Raw genomic sequence first — 15,074 nt, 5'->3', positions numbered from 1 at the left:
CCCCCCCCCCCCCCCCCCCCCCCCCCCCCCCCCCCCGGCGGCCCCCCCCCCGGCCCCCCCCCCCCCCCCCCCCCCCCCCCCGCTTTCCGGCGTTTCCGGCGGTGTCCCGGGCCCGCCCCTCCGTCGGTGTCCGGGGCCCACCCCTCCGGCGCGCACCCTGGGCACCTCCCGGCTCGCCCCGGAACGCCTCCTGCGCGCACGCCGGTCGTCCGTCGCGAGCACCCCGAAGCCGCCGACGGGCGCCTCTACGCCTCCGCCAAGGCGCCGCGAGGGCTCCGTCGAGGCGCCGCGAGGGCGCCCGCACCCCCCTCCCACACCCTGTGGACCGTCTCCCGCTCGACACCCTGTGTTCGATTAGCCGCCGGGTTACGGCCTCCCTCCACAGATTCGGTGACTTTCTTGCGTCCACATCCTGGGGACCGCCAAGTTGTCCCGAGCTGCGTCCACAGGCAGCCTGGGGAGGCGGCGTCCGCGCAGCTCAGCCCCCTGTGGAATCGTGGACGAACGATCTCCACAGGCTGTGGACGAAACGGAGATCCACAGGCTGTGCACGAAGTTGTCCACGGGAAGCCCACAGGCTGGGGCCGGTTGTCCCCAGCGATCGGCCGCTTCTCCACATGGCTGTCCACTGTTCGGCAACCCGAAGCCCCCGATCACTGCGTCGAGTGAAAGCCGTCACACGAAGGTGCCGGATTGGGGTGTGGGAAACGTGGGTAAACCTGGGGACACAGCTGGGGAGAACTGCCTCCGGGCTGTGGGCGGTGTGTGCAGAACTTTCTGTTCTCCACAGAGACCCCTGGTTTTCCACCGCCTCCGCCCACAGGGCCAGTGGACAAAATTGTGGACCTGACCTGCGAAAACGAGGTTATCCACGGTATCCACAGGCCCTACTACTACTCCCGACTAGAGAGAGCTGGGAATCCGTTTCGAAGCGGGGCCTGTGCACAACTCGCCCTCTCGAGCCCGGCTGCCCCTCGGAGCGACTTGACCCCGACCGGCACCTACTGTCAGTGCGGTGCGTCAGACTGGTCCCCGGCGTCCTTCCCGTCGTGGTGGGCGGTGACGCCGAGTCGGAGGACTCAGTAGCAACAGCAGGAGGCGGCTTACGGTGAAGATCCGGGTGGAACGCGACGTACTCGCGGAGGCAGTGGCCTGGGCGGCACGCAGCCTCCCGGCCCGTCCGCCGGCGCCTGTCCTCGCCGGCCTGCTGCTGAAGGCCGAGAACGGCCAGCTGAGCCTGTCGAGCTTCGACTACGAGGTGTCCGCGCGGGTCAGCGTCGAGGCGGAGGTCGAGGAGGACGGCACCGTGCTCGTCTCCGGCCGCCTGCTCGCCGACATCTCCCGCGCCCTGCCCAACCGCCCGGTGGAGATCTCCACAGACGGTGTACGGGCGACCGTGGTCTGCGGCTCCTCGCGCTTCACCCTCCACACCCTGCCGGTGGAGGAGTACCCGACCCTGCCGCAGATGCCGAACGCCACGGGCACCGTCCCCGGCGAGGTCTTCGCGGCCGCCGTCTCCCAGGTGGCCATCGCCGCGGGCCGCGACGACACGCTGCCCGTGCTGACCGGTGTGCGCATCGAGATCGAGGGCGACACGGTCACCCTGGCCTCCACCGACCGCTACCGCTTCGCGGTCCGCGAGTTCCTGTGGAAGCCGGAGAACCCGGAGGTCTCCGCGGTCGCCCTGGTGCCCGCCAAGACGCTCCAGGACACCGCCAAGGCTCTGACCAGCGGCGACAGCGTCATCCTCGCCCTGTCCGGATCCGGCGCGGGCGAGGGCCTGATCGGTTTCGAGGGCGCGGGCCGCCGTACGACCACGCGTCTGCTCGAGGGCGACCTGCCGAAGTACCGCACGCTGTTCCCGACCGAGTTCAACTCCATCGCCGTGATCGAGACCGCCCCCTTCGTGGAGGCCGTCAAGCGTGTGGCCCTGGTCGCCGAGCGCAACACCCCGGTGCGGCTGAGCTTCGAGCAGGGCGTGCTGATCCTGGAGGCCGGCTCGAGCGACGACGCACAGGCTGTGGAAAGGGTCGACGCCCAGCTCGACGGCGACGACATCTCGATCGCCTTCAACCCGACCTTCCTGCTGGACGGTCTGAGCGCCATCGACTCCCCCGTGGCCCAGCTGTCGTTCACCACGTCCACCAAGCCCGCGCTGCTCAGCGGTAAGCCGGCCCTGGACGCGGAGGCCGACGAGGCCTACAAGTACCTGATCATGCCGGTGCGGCTGAGCGGCTGAGACGCCGACAGCCGTCCACAGGCCGGTGGAGAAGTCCCCCCGGCCTGTGGAAGAACCCGCAGGTGAGGGGCTACGCATGAGCGCGTATGCCCACAGCTGTGCATGAGCGTCCGGGTTTAGGCTCGGCACGGCACGAAGGTGCCTGTCACGCCACACAGCGACCTAAGGAAAACAACTGATGGAGCTCGGTCTCGTCGGCCTCGGCAAGATGGGCGGCAACATGCGCGAGCGGATCCGCCGCGCGGGCCACACCGTCATCGGATACGACCGCAACGCGGACGTCGCGGATGTCCACAGCCTGGAAGAGCTTGTGGGCAAGCTCAGCGGCCCGCGCGTGGTCTGGGTGATGGTCCCGGCCGGCGAGCCCACCCAGTCGACCGTCGACCGGCTGGCCGAGCTGCTGGAGCCCGGCGACGTGGTCGTGGACGGCGGCAACTCCCGCTGGACGGACGACGAACGGCACGCCGAGGAGCTGGCGGCCAAGGGCATAGGCTTCGTCGACTGCGGAGTCTCCGGCGGCGTCTGGGGCCTGGAGAACGGGTACGCGCTGATGTACGGCGGCGACGCGGAGAACGTCGCCAAGGTGCAGCCGGTCTTCGACGCGCTCAAGCCGGAGGGCGACTTCGGCGCGGTGCACGCCGGCAAGGTCGGCGCGGGCCACTTCGCGAAGATGGTCCACAACGGCATCGAGTACGCGATGATGCAGGCCTACGCCGAGGGCTGGGAGCTGCTGGAGAAGGTCGACTCCGTGGAGAACGTCCGCGAGGTCTTCCGCTCCTGGCAGGAGGGCACGGTCATCCGCTCCTGGCTGCTCGACCTCGCGGTCAACGCGCTCGACGACGACGAGCACCTGACGGGCCTGCGCGGTTACGCCCAGGACTCCGGTGAGGGACGCTGGACGGTGGAGGCCGCCATCGACAACGCGGTGCCGCTCCCCGCGATCACCGCGTCGCTGTTCGCGCGGTTCGCCTCCCGCCAGGAGGACTCGCCGCAGATGAAGATGATCGCCGCGCTGCGCAACCAGTTCGGCGGGCACGCCGTAGAGAAGAAGTAATCCACAGGGTCGCACCGCGATCCACAACCCTGGGGGAGGTCGGCGAACGACCATGCACGTCACGCATCTTTCGCTGGCCGACTTCCGCTCGTACGCCCGGGTCGAGGTCCCGCTCGACCCGGGCGTCACCGCCTTCGTCGGACCCAACGGCCAGGGCAAGACCAACCTGGTCGAGGCGGTGGGCTACCTCGCCACCCTCGGCAGCCACCGCGTCGCCTCCGACGCCCCTCTGGTCCGCATGGGAGCCGAGCGGGCCGTCATCCGGGCCCAGGTCAGACAGGGCGAGCGGCAGCAGCTGGTCGAACTGGAGCTGAACCCCGGCCGGGCCAACCGCGCCCGCATCAACCGGTCCTCGCAGGTCAAGCCGCGGGACGTGCTGGGCATCGTGCGGACCGTGCTGTTCGCGCCCGAGGACCTCGCGCTGGTCAAGGGCGACCCCGGTGAGCGGCGCCGGTTCCTGGACGAACTGATCACCGCGCGCTCCCCGCGCATGGCCGGCGTGCGCTCCGACTACGAGCGGGTGCTCAAGCAGCGCAACACGCTCCTGAAGTCCGCCGCCCTCGCGCGCCGGCACGGCGGGCGCTCCATGGACCTGTCCACCCTCGACGTGTGGGACCAGCACCTCGCGCGCGCGGGCGCCGAACTGCTCGCCCAGCGACTCGATCTCGTCGCCGCGCTGCAGCCGCTGGCCGACAAGGCGTACGAGCAGCTGGCACCCGGCGGCGGCCCCGTGGTCCTGGAGTACAAGCCGTCCGCGCCCGGAGAGGCGCACACCCGCGAGGATCTTTACGCCCAGCTCATGGCGGCTCTCGCGGAGGCACGCAAGCAGGAGATCGAGCGGGGCGTCACCCTTGTGGGGCCGCACCGTGACGACCTGGTGCTCCGCCTCGGCCAGCTGCCGGCCAAGGGCTACGCCTCGCACGGCGAGTCCTGGTCCTACGCGCTGGCGCTGCGCCTCGCCTCGTACGACCTGCTGCGCGCCGAGGGCAACGAGCCGGTGCTGGTCCTGGACGACGTCTTCGCCGAGCTGGACGCCCGCCGCCGTGAGCGGCTGGCCGAGCTGGTCGCGCCCGGCGAGCAGGTGCTGGTCACGGCCGCCGTGGACGACGACGTACCGCATGTGCTGGTCGGCGCCCGGTACGCGGTGGCCGACGGAACGGTGGAGCGCGTATGAGCACCGACGAGCCCAAACCCCGCAAGGACCCGGAGCCTTCCGGTGTCGACCTCGCGCGCGTGGCGTTGCGCGCGGCGAAGGAGCAGGCACGCGCGCGGGGTGACGCGGCACGGCAGAAGAAGCAGGCGCGGCGCGGTGGCGGTCTGCGCTCCGGCGCGCGCGCCGACGGCCGTGACCCCATGGCGCTCGGGTCCGCGATCAACCGGCTGATCAGCGAGCGCGGCTGGGAGGCTCCGGCGGCGGTGGGCGGAGTCATGGGCCGCTGGCCGCAGATCGTCGGCGAGGACCTGGCCAAGCACTGTGTGCCGCAGCGGTACGACGAGGACGAGCGGGTGCTCTCCGTGAGCTGTGACTCGACGGCCTGGGCGACCCAGCTGCGGCTGCTCGCCCCGGCGCTGGTCGCCCGGCTCAACGAGGACCTCGGTCACGGCACGGTCCGGATGATCAAGGTGAACGGCCCGGGCGGCCCCGCGCGCCGCTACGGCCCGCTGCGGGCCCCGGGGAGCACCGGTCCCGGCGACACCTACGGGTGACGTACCTCACGTTCCGCGGGCGGCGCGGGGTCCCTTCCGCACGCCTGTCCACAGGTGTGGATCACCACCGGATCACCACCGGATCGCCATCTGACCCCCCGGTAGCCAAGGGTTGACGGCTCGAAGCGCTGAGTGCCGCTGTGAGCCCCTTGGAGCCCCCTTCCGTATATCGGTACTCGGCCGAGGCCGGTTCAGGGCGGCACATGGGGACTCAGGCACCGGCAAACCCCCATCACTGTCAGCGCTACCGGTAGACTGGAAGCCAATCCCGCCCCAACGTGGGGACCGCCCGGGAAAAGCTGAGCAACGCTGATCAAGGCTTACCAACGCAACATGCCGCAGCCGCTCCGGCAACCTGCCGACGAGCCCGGCTCGTGCTGTGCCAGAAAGGGCGCTTCGTGGCCGATTCCGGCAACCCCAACGAGAACAACCCGTCCACCGACGCCGGCGTGAACAGCGCGGCCGCAGACTCCGGCGCGGTCGCCGCCTCCTACGACGCCAGCGCCATCACCGTGCTCGAAGGGCTGGACGCGGTCCGCAAGCGACCCGGTATGTACATCGGCTCCACCGGTGAGCGCGGCCTGCACCACCTGGTGTACGAGGTCGTCGACAACTCGGTCGACGAGGCGCTGGCCGGTTACGCGGACACCATCGACGTGACGATCCTCGCCGACGGCGGCGTGCGCGTCATCGACAACGGCCGCGGCATCCCGGTGGGCATCGTGCCCTCCGAGGGCAAGCCGGCCCTCGAGGTCGTCCTGACCGTGCTGCACGCGGGCGGCAAGTTCGGCGGCGGCGGGTACGCGGTCTCCGGCGGTCTGCACGGCGTGGGCGTGTCCGTCGTGAACGCCCTGTCGTCCAAGGTCTCCGTCGAGGTCAGGACCGACGGGCACCGCTGGACCCAGGACTACAAGATGGGCGTCCCCACCGCCCCGCTGGCCAAGCACGAGGCCATCGAGCAGACGGGCACATCGGTCACCTTCTGGGCCGACCCGGAGATCTTCGAGACCACCGAGTACTCCTTCGAGACGCTGTCGCGGCGCTTCCAGGAGATGGCGTTCCTCAACAAGGGCCTCACGATCAAGCTCACCGACGAGCGCGAGTCGGCGAAGGCCACCGCCGGGGCGGACGAGGCGGGTGCGGACGAGAAGGACGAGGTCAAGACCGTCACGTACCACTACGAGGGCGGCATCGTCGACTTCGTGAAGTACCTCAACTCCCGCAAGGGGGACGCGGTCCACCCCACCGTCATCGACCTGGAGGCGGAGGACAAGGACAAGAGCCTGTCCCTCGAGGTCGCGATGCAGTGGAACAGCGGCTACAGCGAGGGCGTGTACTCGTTCGCGAACATCATCCACACCCACGAGGGCGGTACCCACGAAGAGGGTTTCCGAGCCGCGCTGACGTCGCTGATCAACAAGTACGCCCGCGACAAGAGGCTGCTGCGCGAGAAGGACGACAACCTCACCGGTGACGACATCCGCGAGGGCCTGACCGCGATCATCTCGGTCAAGCTGAGCGAGCCGCAGTTCGAGGGCCAGACGAAGACCAAGCTGGGCAACACGGAGGCCAAGACCTTCGTGCAGCGCGCGGTCTACGAGCACCTCAACGACTGGCTGGACCGCAACCCCGTCGAGGCGGCGGACATCATCCGCAAGGGCATCCAGGCGGCCACCGCGCGCGTGGCGGCCCGCAAGGCCCGTGACCTGACCCGCCGCAAGGGCCTGCTGGAGAGCGCGTCCCTGCCGGGCAAGCTGTCGGACTGCCAGTCGAACGACCCGACCAAGTGCGAGATCTTCATCGTCGAGGGTGACTCCGCCGGCGGCTCGGCCAAGTCCGGCCGCAACCCGCAGTACCAGGCGATCCTCCCGATCCGCGGCAAGATCCTCAACGTCGAGAAGGCCAGGATCGACAAGATCCTGCAGAACCAGGAGATCCAGGCGCTGATCTCCGCCTTCGGCACCGGCGTGCACGAGGACTTCGACATCGAGAAGCTCCGGTACCACAAGATCATTCTGATGGCGGACGCCGACGTCGACGGACAGCACATCAGCACCCTGCTGCTGACCTTCCTGTTCCGCTTCATGCGGCCGCTGGTCGAGGCCGGGCACGTGTACCTGTCCCGTCCCCCGCTGTACAAGATCAAGTGGGGCCGGGACGACATCGAGTACGCCTACTCGGACCGCGAGCGCGACGCGCTGATCGAGATGGGCCGGCAGCGCGGCAAGCGCGTCCGCGAGGACTCGATCCAGCGCTTCAAGGGCCTCGGCGAGATGAACGCCGAGGAGCTGCGCATCACCACGATGGACCAGGAGCACCGCGTCCTCGGCCAGGTCACCCTGGACGACGCCGCCCAGGCCGACGACCTGTTCTCGGTCCTCATGGGCGAGGACGTCGAGGCCCGCCGCGCGTTCATCCAGCGCAACGCCAAGGACGTCCGCTTCCTCGACATCTGAGTCGGTCTCAGCTGACCGCACCAGGAAGGATCTTCACCAGCAATGGCCGACGAGAACACTCCGGAAACCCCTGAGACCGAGGGCGGCGAGCTCACGATGCGCGTCGAGCCCGTCGGGCTCGAGACGGAGATGCAGCGCTCGTACCTGGACTACGCGATGTCCGTCATCGTGTCCCGTGCGCTGCCCGACGTCCGGGACGGTCTCAAGCCCGTCCACCGCCGCGTGCTTTACGCGATGTACGACGGCGGCTACCGCCCCGAGCGCGGCTTCTACAAGTGCGCCCGTGTCGTCGGCGACGTCATGGGCAACTACCACCCGCACGGCGACTCCTCGATCTACGACGCGCTGGTCCGCCTGGCGCAGTCGTGGTCGATGCGGATGCCGCTGGTGGACTCCAACGGCAACTTCGGCTCCCCGGGCAACGACCCGGCGGCGGCGATGCGCTACACCGAGTGCAAGATGGCGCCGCTGTCGATGGAGATGGTCCGCGACATCGACGAGGAGACCGTCGACTTCACGGACAACTACGACGGCCGCTCCCAGGAGCCGACCGTCCTGCCGGCCCGCTTCCCGAACCTGCTGATCAACGGCTCGGCCGGGATCGCGGTCGGCATGGCGACCAACATCCCGCCGCACAACCTGCGCGAGGTCGCGGCCGGCGCCCAGTGGTACCTGGAGAACCCCGAGGTCTCGCACGAGGAGCTGCTGGACGCGCTCTTGGAGCGCATCAAGGGCCCGGACTTCCCGACCGGCGCCCTGGTGGTGGGCCGCAAGGGCATCGAGGAGGCGTACCGGACCGGCCGCGGCTCCATCACGATGCGCGCGGTGGTCGAGGTCGAGGAGATCCAGAGCCGCCAGTGCCTGGTGGTCACCGAGCTGCCGTACCAGGTGAACCCGGACAACCTGGCGCAGAAGATCGCCGACCTGGTCAAGGACGGCAAGATCGGCGGCATCGCCGACGTCCGCGACGAGACGTCGTCGCGCACCGGTCAGCGCCTGGTCATCGTCCTCAAGCGGGACGCGGTCGCCAAGGTCGTGCTGAACAACCTGTACAAGCACACCGACCTCCAGACGAACTTCGGCGCCAACATGCTGGCGCTGGTCGACGGCGTGCCGCGCACGCTGTCCCTGGACGCGTTCATCCGGCACTGGGTGACGCACCAGATCGAGGTCATCGTCCGCCGTACGCGGTTCCGGCTGCGCAAGGCGGAGGAGCGCGCCCACATCCTGCGCGGTCTGCTGAAGGCCCTGGACGCCATCGACGAGGTCATCGCGCTGATCCGGCGCAGTGAGACCGTCGACGTGGCGCGCACGGGCCTGATGGGCCTCCTGGAGATCGACGAGATCCAGGCCAACGCCATCCTCGAGATGCAGCTGCGCCGGCTGGCCGCCCTGGAGCGCCAGAAGATCGTCCAGGAGCACGACGAGCTCCAGGCGAAGATCCAGGAGTACAACCAGATCCTCGCCTCGCCGGTGCGTCAGCGCGGGATCGTCAGCGAGGAGCTGGCCGCGATCGTCGAGAAGTACGGCGACGACCGCAAGACCAAGCTGATCCCGTACGAGGGCGACATGTCCATCGAGGACCTGATCGCCGAGGAGGACATCGTCGTCACCGTCTCGCGCGGCGGTTACGTCAAGCGGACCAAGACGGACGACTACCGGGCGCAGAAGCGCGGCGGCAAGGGCGTGCGCGGTACGAAGCTGAAGGAAGACGACATCGTCGACCACTTCTTCGTCTCCACCACGCACCACTGGCTGCTGTTCTTCACCAATAAGGGCCGGGTGTACCGGGCGAAGGCGTACGAGCTGCCGGAGGCCGGTCGCGAGGCGCGCGGACAGCACGTGGCGAACCTGCTCGCCTTCCAGCCGGACGAGGCGATCGCCGAGATCCTCGCGATCCGTGACTACGAGGCGGCGCCGTACCTGGTGCTGGCGACCAAGTCCGGTCTGGTCAAGAAGACGCCTCTGAAGGATTACGATTCGCCTCGTTCCGGCGGTGTGATCGCGATCAACCTGCGGGAGCGGGAGGACGGAACCGATGACGAGCTGATCGGTGCCGAACTCGTCTCGGCCGACGACGATCTGCTTCTGATCAGCAGGAAGGCGCAGTCGATCCGTTTCACCGCCACGGACGACTCCCTGCGACCGATGGGCCGCGCCACCTCGGGTGTCAAGGGGATGAGTTTCCGCGAGGGCGACGAGCTTCTCTCGATGAATGTCGTTCGACCCGGTACGTTCGTGTTCACTGCTACGGACGGTGGGTACGCGAAGCGGACCGCCGTCGACGAGTACCGCGTCCAGGGTCGCGGCGGCCTCGGCATCAAGGCCGCCAAGATCGTGGAGGACCGCGGCTCACTCGTCGGCGCGCTGGTGGTCGAGGAGAACGACGAGATCCTCGCCATCACCCTGTCCGGCGGTGTGATTCGTACGCGAGTCAACGAGGTCAGGGAGACGGGCCGTGACACCATGGGCGTCCAACTGATCAACCTGGGCAAGCGCGATGCCGTGGTCGGTATCGCACGTAACGCCGAGGCGGGACGCGAGGCGGAGGAGGTCGACGGCGACGAGGCCGTCGACGAGGCCGCCGAGGGTGCCGCGACCACCGGCACGGACGAGGGTGAGGCGCCCTCGGCCGAGTAGCACGAGGAGAGAGTCATCGTGAGCGGAGCCACGGGCGCCGGATCGGCCGGTACCTCCAGGGGTACGGGAGCGGACGGCGGCGGCCGTGGCTCCGCCACGAACGGGGCGGGGGCGGCGGATCCGCACACCACCCAGCTGAGGGCGGTCAAAGGGACCGCGAAGGACTCGTCGGGGCCTGACACGCACGGAGCGCAGGGGGCAACTGTGACGGAAACCCGAGGCGGGCAGACCGGTTCGGCCTCGCCGCTGCCCGGCGAGCGCCGGCCCGAGCAGGCCGACGGCCCCTACCACCCGCCGCAGGCCTATCCGGCGCAGGCGGCCGCGCCCGCAGGCGCCGTGCGCCGGCCGCGCACCGGCGCGCGGACCGCGCCGCGCACCCGCAAGGCCCGGCTGCGGGTCGCCAAGGCCGACCCGTGGTCGGTCATGAAGGTCAGCTTCCTGCTCTCCATCGCCCTGGGCATCTGCACGATCGTCGCGTCGGCGGTGCTGTGGATGGTCATGGACGCGATGGGCGTGTTCTCGACGGTCGGCGGCACCATCTCGGAGGCGACCGGCTCCAACGAGGCCAACGGCTTCGACCTGCAGGCCTTCCTCTCCCTGCCGCACGTCCTGACGTTCTCGACGATCATCGCGGTGATCGACGTCGTCCTCGCGACGGCGCTGGCCACGCTCGGCGCGTTCATCTACAACCTCTCCGCGGGCTTCGTGGGCGGCATCGAGCTGACGCTGGCCGAGGACGAGTGACCCCACCTGCCGGTCCCGCCGACAGCCCCCCGACAACCGATTTTGGGACTTCCCCGGTCGTGCGCTAATCTTCAGGAGTCAGCGCGCGGGACACACACCGCAGAGCGCGGCGGGGCTATAGCTCAGTTGGTTAGAGCGCATCCCTGATAAGGATGAGGCCACAGGTTCAAATCCTGTTAGCCCCACCAGCGAAAAGACCCTCGGTCCACTAGGGCCGGGGGTCTTTTGACACCCACGCTTGACACCAACGGCGGCGAATCAGCCGATGAGCGGGTCTTCCAGCAGCTCGGCCAGCATCGCAACGGCTTCCCGCTCACTGTCGCCCACCACGTGCGTGTACACGTCCATGGTCATGCTGATCTGGCTGTGCCGGAGGATCGCCTGAGCGACCTTGGGATGCACCTTCAGGAAGGCGAGCAGGGTCCCGCAGGTGTGCCGGGCGAGCCGGACGGTGATGCGGCGGACGCCGGCGCGCTTCACCAGGCGGTCGAAGGTCCGGGAGAAGCCCGTGGGATCAATCATGCCGCCGTGCTCGGAAGAGAAGATCAGATCGTGGTCCGTCTCCTGTGTCCAGTGGGCTCCGGCGATCCTCTTCTCCAGCTCCTGGAGCTCCCGACGCTCCTCCAGGGCGCGAGCACAGAACTCCGGGAGGGGCAGCACCGCCTGTGACGATTCCGTCTTGAGGTCCTTGAGGACCAGGCCGACGCCCTTCTCCCTCTGCACCTGCTTGACGGGAGTGAACTGGCCGGCCTCGAAGTCGATGTCCTGCCACCGCAGGCCGAGGACTTCACTCCGCCGAAGGCCGAGCACGAGGACCAGGACGCAGGCCGCGTAGAGGCGGTGAGCGCGGACCGAGCGGAGGAACACGATCGCCTCCCGCGCGCTCCACGCCGCACCCTTGTCCTTGGTGACCTTGGGCATGTCCACCAGGAGCGCGACGTTGCGCGTAAGCAGCTCCTCTCGCATCGCCCGGTTGAGGGCGTTCCGGAGGACGCGCAAAACCTCGAAGCGCGTGGCGGCGCCGACCTTCTCCCGCTTTAGCGCGGCCATGAACGCACGGAGCTGCGCGGGCGTCAGCTTGACGAGCGGCTTCTTGCCGAGGTGAGGCAGCAGGTAGAGCCGCACCTTGGACTCGTACTTCACGAAGGTGTTGTGCTCGCGCTCCGGCTGGACGATGTGCTCCAGCCAGTACGCCAGCCACTCACCGAGAGTCCATGCGCGAGAGGGCACCGGAACGCCGTTGCGCTCCTGGTCCTGGAGCTTGCCGAGCTTCTCGTTGGCCTCGTCCCACGTGCTGCCGTAGACGGTCTTGCGGACGCGGTTGCCGTCGGTGTCAGTGACGTACGCACGGCCCATGTAACGACCATCCGCCCGCTTCGAGATCGTGCCCCCACCATTAGGGCGACGCTTGGCCATCAGGCGGCCTCTCCAAGCTGCCCCATGATGAAGTCCCGAACCGCTTCCGTCGGGATACGACGGCAGCCGTCCACCTTGATGGACACCAGCCGGTGGGTGCGGATCAGGTCATAGACCTTGGTGCGACCGACCTTAAGTCGTTCCATGACCTCCGGGACGGTCAGCAGCTCAGGCATAGCGGCGGTCATGCGGCGACCCCTTCCAGGTCGAGCAGGGCGGGTAGTTCTTCGCGGGCGGTCTCGCGGGCGTGCCGGATGTCGCGGCGGATGTTGGCGGCGAGCCAGGATTCGCCGGGTGTGTGGCCGTGGCCGGCGTAGGACCAGTGGGCGAGGGTCAGGGTGGTTGCTTCCTCGTCGTCGGGGTCGGGCAGGCCGAGGGCGGCGCGTTGCTGGGCGGCGCGGTAGTCGGCGCGGACCTGGCGGAGTGCGCTGAGGGTGGTGGAGTAGCGGCGGGATTTGGTGGAGAAGTGGCCGCGGAAGCCGAGCATGTGGGCCCAGTCCCGTAACTTCCGGTCGGGGTAGAGCAGGTGGAGGTCGAGGCAGGCGGCGATGAGCCGGGCCGGATGGTCGGGCACCTCGAGGAGGGCCAGGGCCTCTTTGTTGCCGATGCGGCGGTCGACGGTGCCGGTGGTCTCGGCGGCCTTGGTGGCGTACTTGGCGACGTAGGAGGCGACGGCCTGTTCGGTGATCTCGGCACCGTCTCCGAAGGCCCGGATCGGGCGTACGTCGATCTGCTCACCCCACCGGAGGGTCCGGACAGGCTGGTCCCCGGCCGGGGGCACGTCGACCACGACGCGGGCGGCGGCGGCCCGGATCGCATCGTTGAGGAGTTCGCCGGTGGCCCAGGCCGGGGGCGGGCTGTCGGGGCCCTCGGGGCCGTCGAAGCGGATCACTGCGTGGAAGTGGACCGCGCCGCGCTTCTGGTACTCCGCCACCTTGCCGAAGGAGACGCGGGACTGTTCCCGGGCCGCTTTCTGGGTGAGGCCGGCGCGACGGGCGATCTCGCGGCGCAGGTAGATCGTGAAGTAGCGCCAGAGGTCGGAGGCGTGGTTGTTCCACAGCACGGCGCCCGCGTAGTCGTACGTATCCGGGTCGAGCGGGGTGCCCAGCTCGGGGGCGTCCTCCTGGTGGTGGGTGCCGCAGCGGCAGGGCCGGGTGTCGGGCCGGTTGTGGACCGGGCCGAAGGACGGCGCGGTCAGGGTGGCGAAGACGCGCGGGTGGTCGCGGATCGTGTCCGGGGTGCCCTTGGCGGGGTCGCCAACGAGGCCGGCGCGGATGAGGTGGTAGGTGTCGCCCGCATAGGTCCAGGCGCAGGCCGGGCAGCGGGAGGCGCGGCGGTTGCCGCAGGCGACGCGGAGGATGCCACCGGGTTCGGTGTCGGTGGAGTAGGCGTGGAGGACGTGTCCGGTGGCTGCGTCGCGGGTGACGGTGGAGCCCATCAGGCGGATGGGGTCGGTGCAGCCGCCGGTGCGGCGGATCTGGTCTTGGATGCGGTCGAAGCCGTCGGACCCGGCCAGCCTCAGTACGTCGGTGAGGGTGGCCGGGTCCAGGCCCGCCATGGTGGCGGCGTTGGTCAACGGGTCACCTCCCGGCGCGGGAGAGCTGCGCGGCGGGCAGCTGGCGGCCGGTGCCCTTGCAACGGGCGCAGGTGACGGAGATGGTCACGCGGGTGCCGTCGCGGTGGCGGGTGCCGGTGGTGATGTGGGCGGTGGCGTGGCCGTCGCAGTCGTGGCAGATCCGTGCGCGGGTGTGCTGGGGCATGATGGGGCTTCCCTTTCGGGTCCGTTGGATCAGGAAGGTGGAGCCGTCCGGGGCGGCGGTTCTTTGGCGAGAGAGCCGCCCCGGGCGGGCGTTACTTGATGCGGCCGGACCGCTTACGGCCGGCGTTCCAGATGCGCTTGTCTTCCTTCGTGGCGGTCCCGTCCTTCAGCCGCCCGTAGATCTCCCGGTCGAGCTGTGCGCCACGGCGCTTGCCGTCCTCGATGTGCTGGTCCTCGTCGGGGTGAGGACGCTTGCTGAAGATGCCCATGGGGGTTCCTTTCGTGGTTAGTGGTGGGTGTTGCGTCGGCCGTGGCCCTTGGCCACGTACATCGAGGCGTCGGCCGCCGACAGGGCGTCGGTCAGGGTCGGGACGGGCAGGTCCGGGCGGTGGCAGAAGCCGACGGAGGCCGAGACCGGCAAGGTGTGCCCGTGGTGCTCGGTGGGCTGGTCCAGGGCGGCCTGGAGGGCGGAGAGGCCGGGGGCGTGAGCGGGATCGGCGATGATGGCGGCGAATTCGTCTCCGCCGAGGCGGGCGGCGATCCCGTGGCGTCCGCACCAGTCACCGAGGCGGCGGGCGGTCGCGGTGAGGACCGCGTCTCCGGCCGGGTGGCCGTGGGTGTCGTTGATGGCCTTGAAGTCATCCAGGTCGACCAGGACCACGAGGGCGCCGGGGTGCTTGGCGAGCAGGCGTTCGGCGCGGGCGGTGAATCCGGCGCGGGTGTGCAGGCCGGTCAGCGGGTCGCGGCGGGCGGTGGCCAGGCGGCGGGTGAGCATGCCGCCGTGCACGGCCCAGCCCAGGGCCGGGAGGGCTGCTGCGATTAAGTGGCTGTCCATGCCGGTCACCGGCTCTTGTTGAGGTCGTTGACGAGCAGGCGCAGGACGATGGCGACCACGGCGACGGAGACGCCGGTGATGGCGACGGCCAGGAGGAGCGAGACCAGGACCGCGCCGACGACCAGGACCACGGCGCCACCACCGGCGGCGAGGGCGAGCGCGCTGCCCGGGGTGAGCTGGATGGTCGGCCGGGTGGAGACCGGCGCCGCGGGGGCGACCGGGGC

13 protein-coding genes, 1 tRNA gene and 1 pseudogene are annotated in these 15,074 nt (G+C 69.6%); 8 read left to right on the top strand and 7 right to left on the bottom strand.

All coding sequences use genetic code 11. The features are described from left to right. The first annotated feature begins 1,108 nt into the window (after window positions 1-1,108). From dnaN to V7E45_RS31060, 8 genes are all read left to right on the top strand, one after another. Window positions 1,109-2,239 (top strand): DNA polymerase III subunit beta, encoded by a 1,131-nt coding sequence (dnaN, locus tag V7E45_RS31095; protein WP_333777559.1) that lies wholly within the window; start codon window positions 1,109-1,111, stop codon window positions 2,237-2,239. Between the two features lie 178 nt (window positions 2,240-2,417). Then, window positions 2,418-3,293: a phosphogluconate dehydrogenase (NAD(+)-dependent, decarboxylating) gene (gene gnd / locus V7E45_RS31090; RefSeq protein ID WP_333777558.1), complete on the top strand. Its 876-nt coding sequence runs from the start codon at window positions 2,418-2,420 to the stop codon at window positions 3,291-3,293. A gap of 52 nt (window positions 3,294-3,345) precedes the next feature. Further along, the gene (gene recF / locus V7E45_RS31085) at window positions 3,346-4,467 is read left to right on the top strand and encodes a DNA replication/repair protein RecF (RefSeq protein WP_333777557.1); all 1,122 of its coding nucleotides are present in this window, start codon (window positions 3,346-3,348) and stop codon (window positions 4,465-4,467) included. Further along, a complete protein-coding gene (locus tag V7E45_RS31080; protein ID WP_333777556.1) occupies window positions 4,464-5,000 on the top strand; it encodes a DUF721 domain-containing protein in 537 nt (178 codons plus the stop codon). The genes recF and V7E45_RS31080 overlap by 4 nt, the downstream gene beginning before the upstream one ends. A 374-nt stretch (window positions 5,001-5,374) precedes the next feature. Continuing rightward, entirely contained in the window at window positions 5,375-7,456 is a 2,082-nt protein-coding gene (gene gyrB / locus V7E45_RS31075) for a DNA topoisomerase (ATP-hydrolyzing) subunit B (protein WP_333777555.1), read from the top strand. 42 nt (window positions 7,457-7,498) lie between these two features. Further along, window positions 7,499-10,096, top strand: a complete 2,598-nt coding sequence (gene gyrA / locus V7E45_RS31070; protein WP_333777554.1) for a DNA gyrase subunit A — start codon at window positions 7,499-7,501, stop codon at window positions 10,094-10,096. Window positions 10,097-10,114: 18 nt separating this feature from the next. Further along, complete coding sequence (locus V7E45_RS31065) at window positions 10,115-10,840, top strand: DUF3566 domain-containing protein (protein WP_333777553.1); 726 nt, start codon at window positions 10,115-10,117, stop codon at window positions 10,838-10,840. 111 nt (window positions 10,841-10,951) lie between these two features. Continuing rightward, window positions 10,952-11,028, top strand: a tRNA-Ile gene (locus V7E45_RS31060). A 70-nt stretch (window positions 11,029-11,098) separates the two neighbouring features. Here V7E45_RS31060 and V7E45_RS31055 read toward each other — a convergent pair. The 7 genes and pseudogenes from V7E45_RS31055 to V7E45_RS31025 form a co-directional block, all read right to left on the bottom strand. Beyond that, a complete protein-coding gene (locus tag V7E45_RS31055) occupies window positions 11,099-12,196 on the bottom strand; it encodes a tyrosine-type recombinase/integrase (RefSeq protein ID WP_333777552.1) in 1,098 nt (365 codons plus the stop codon). 59 nt (window positions 12,197-12,255) lie between these two features. Next, a complete protein-coding gene (locus tag V7E45_RS31050; protein ID WP_333777551.1) occupies window positions 12,256-12,444 on the bottom strand; it encodes a helix-turn-helix domain-containing protein in 189 nt (62 codons plus the stop codon). Next, complete coding sequence (gene repSA, locus V7E45_RS31045) at window positions 12,441-13,832, bottom strand: replication initiator protein RepSA (RefSeq protein ID WP_333777550.1); 1,392 nt, start codon at window positions 13,830-13,832, stop codon at window positions 12,441-12,443. The genes V7E45_RS31050 and repSA overlap by 4 nt, the downstream gene beginning before the upstream one ends. A 4-nt stretch (window positions 13,833-13,836) precedes the next feature. After that, on the bottom strand, window positions 13,837-14,016 hold the full coding sequence (locus V7E45_RS31040) for a hypothetical protein (RefSeq protein WP_333777549.1): 180 nt from the start codon (window positions 14,014-14,016) through the stop codon (window positions 13,837-13,839). A 91-nt stretch (window positions 14,017-14,107) separates the two neighbouring features. Continuing rightward, a complete protein-coding gene (locus V7E45_RS31035) occupies window positions 14,108-14,284 on the bottom strand; it encodes a hypothetical protein (protein ID WP_333777548.1) in 177 nt (58 codons plus the stop codon). 17 nt (window positions 14,285-14,301) lie between these two features. Next, window positions 14,302-14,850, bottom strand: a complete 549-nt coding sequence (locus V7E45_RS31030) for a GGDEF domain-containing protein (protein WP_333777547.1) — start codon at window positions 14,848-14,850, stop codon at window positions 14,302-14,304. A 5-nt stretch (window positions 14,851-14,855) separates the two neighbouring features. After that, a pseudogene (locus V7E45_RS31025) lies at window positions 14,856-15,074 on the bottom strand (hypothetical protein); the annotation flags it as partial.

It is taken from the genome of Streptomyces sp. IBSBF 3136 (assembly GCF_036815105.1).
Classification (GTDB): Bacteria; Actinomycetota; Actinomycetes; order Streptomycetales; family Streptomycetaceae; genus Streptomyces.
Note: the sequence above shows the minus strand (reverse complement) of the source record. Positions and strands in the feature narration are given on the sequence as shown.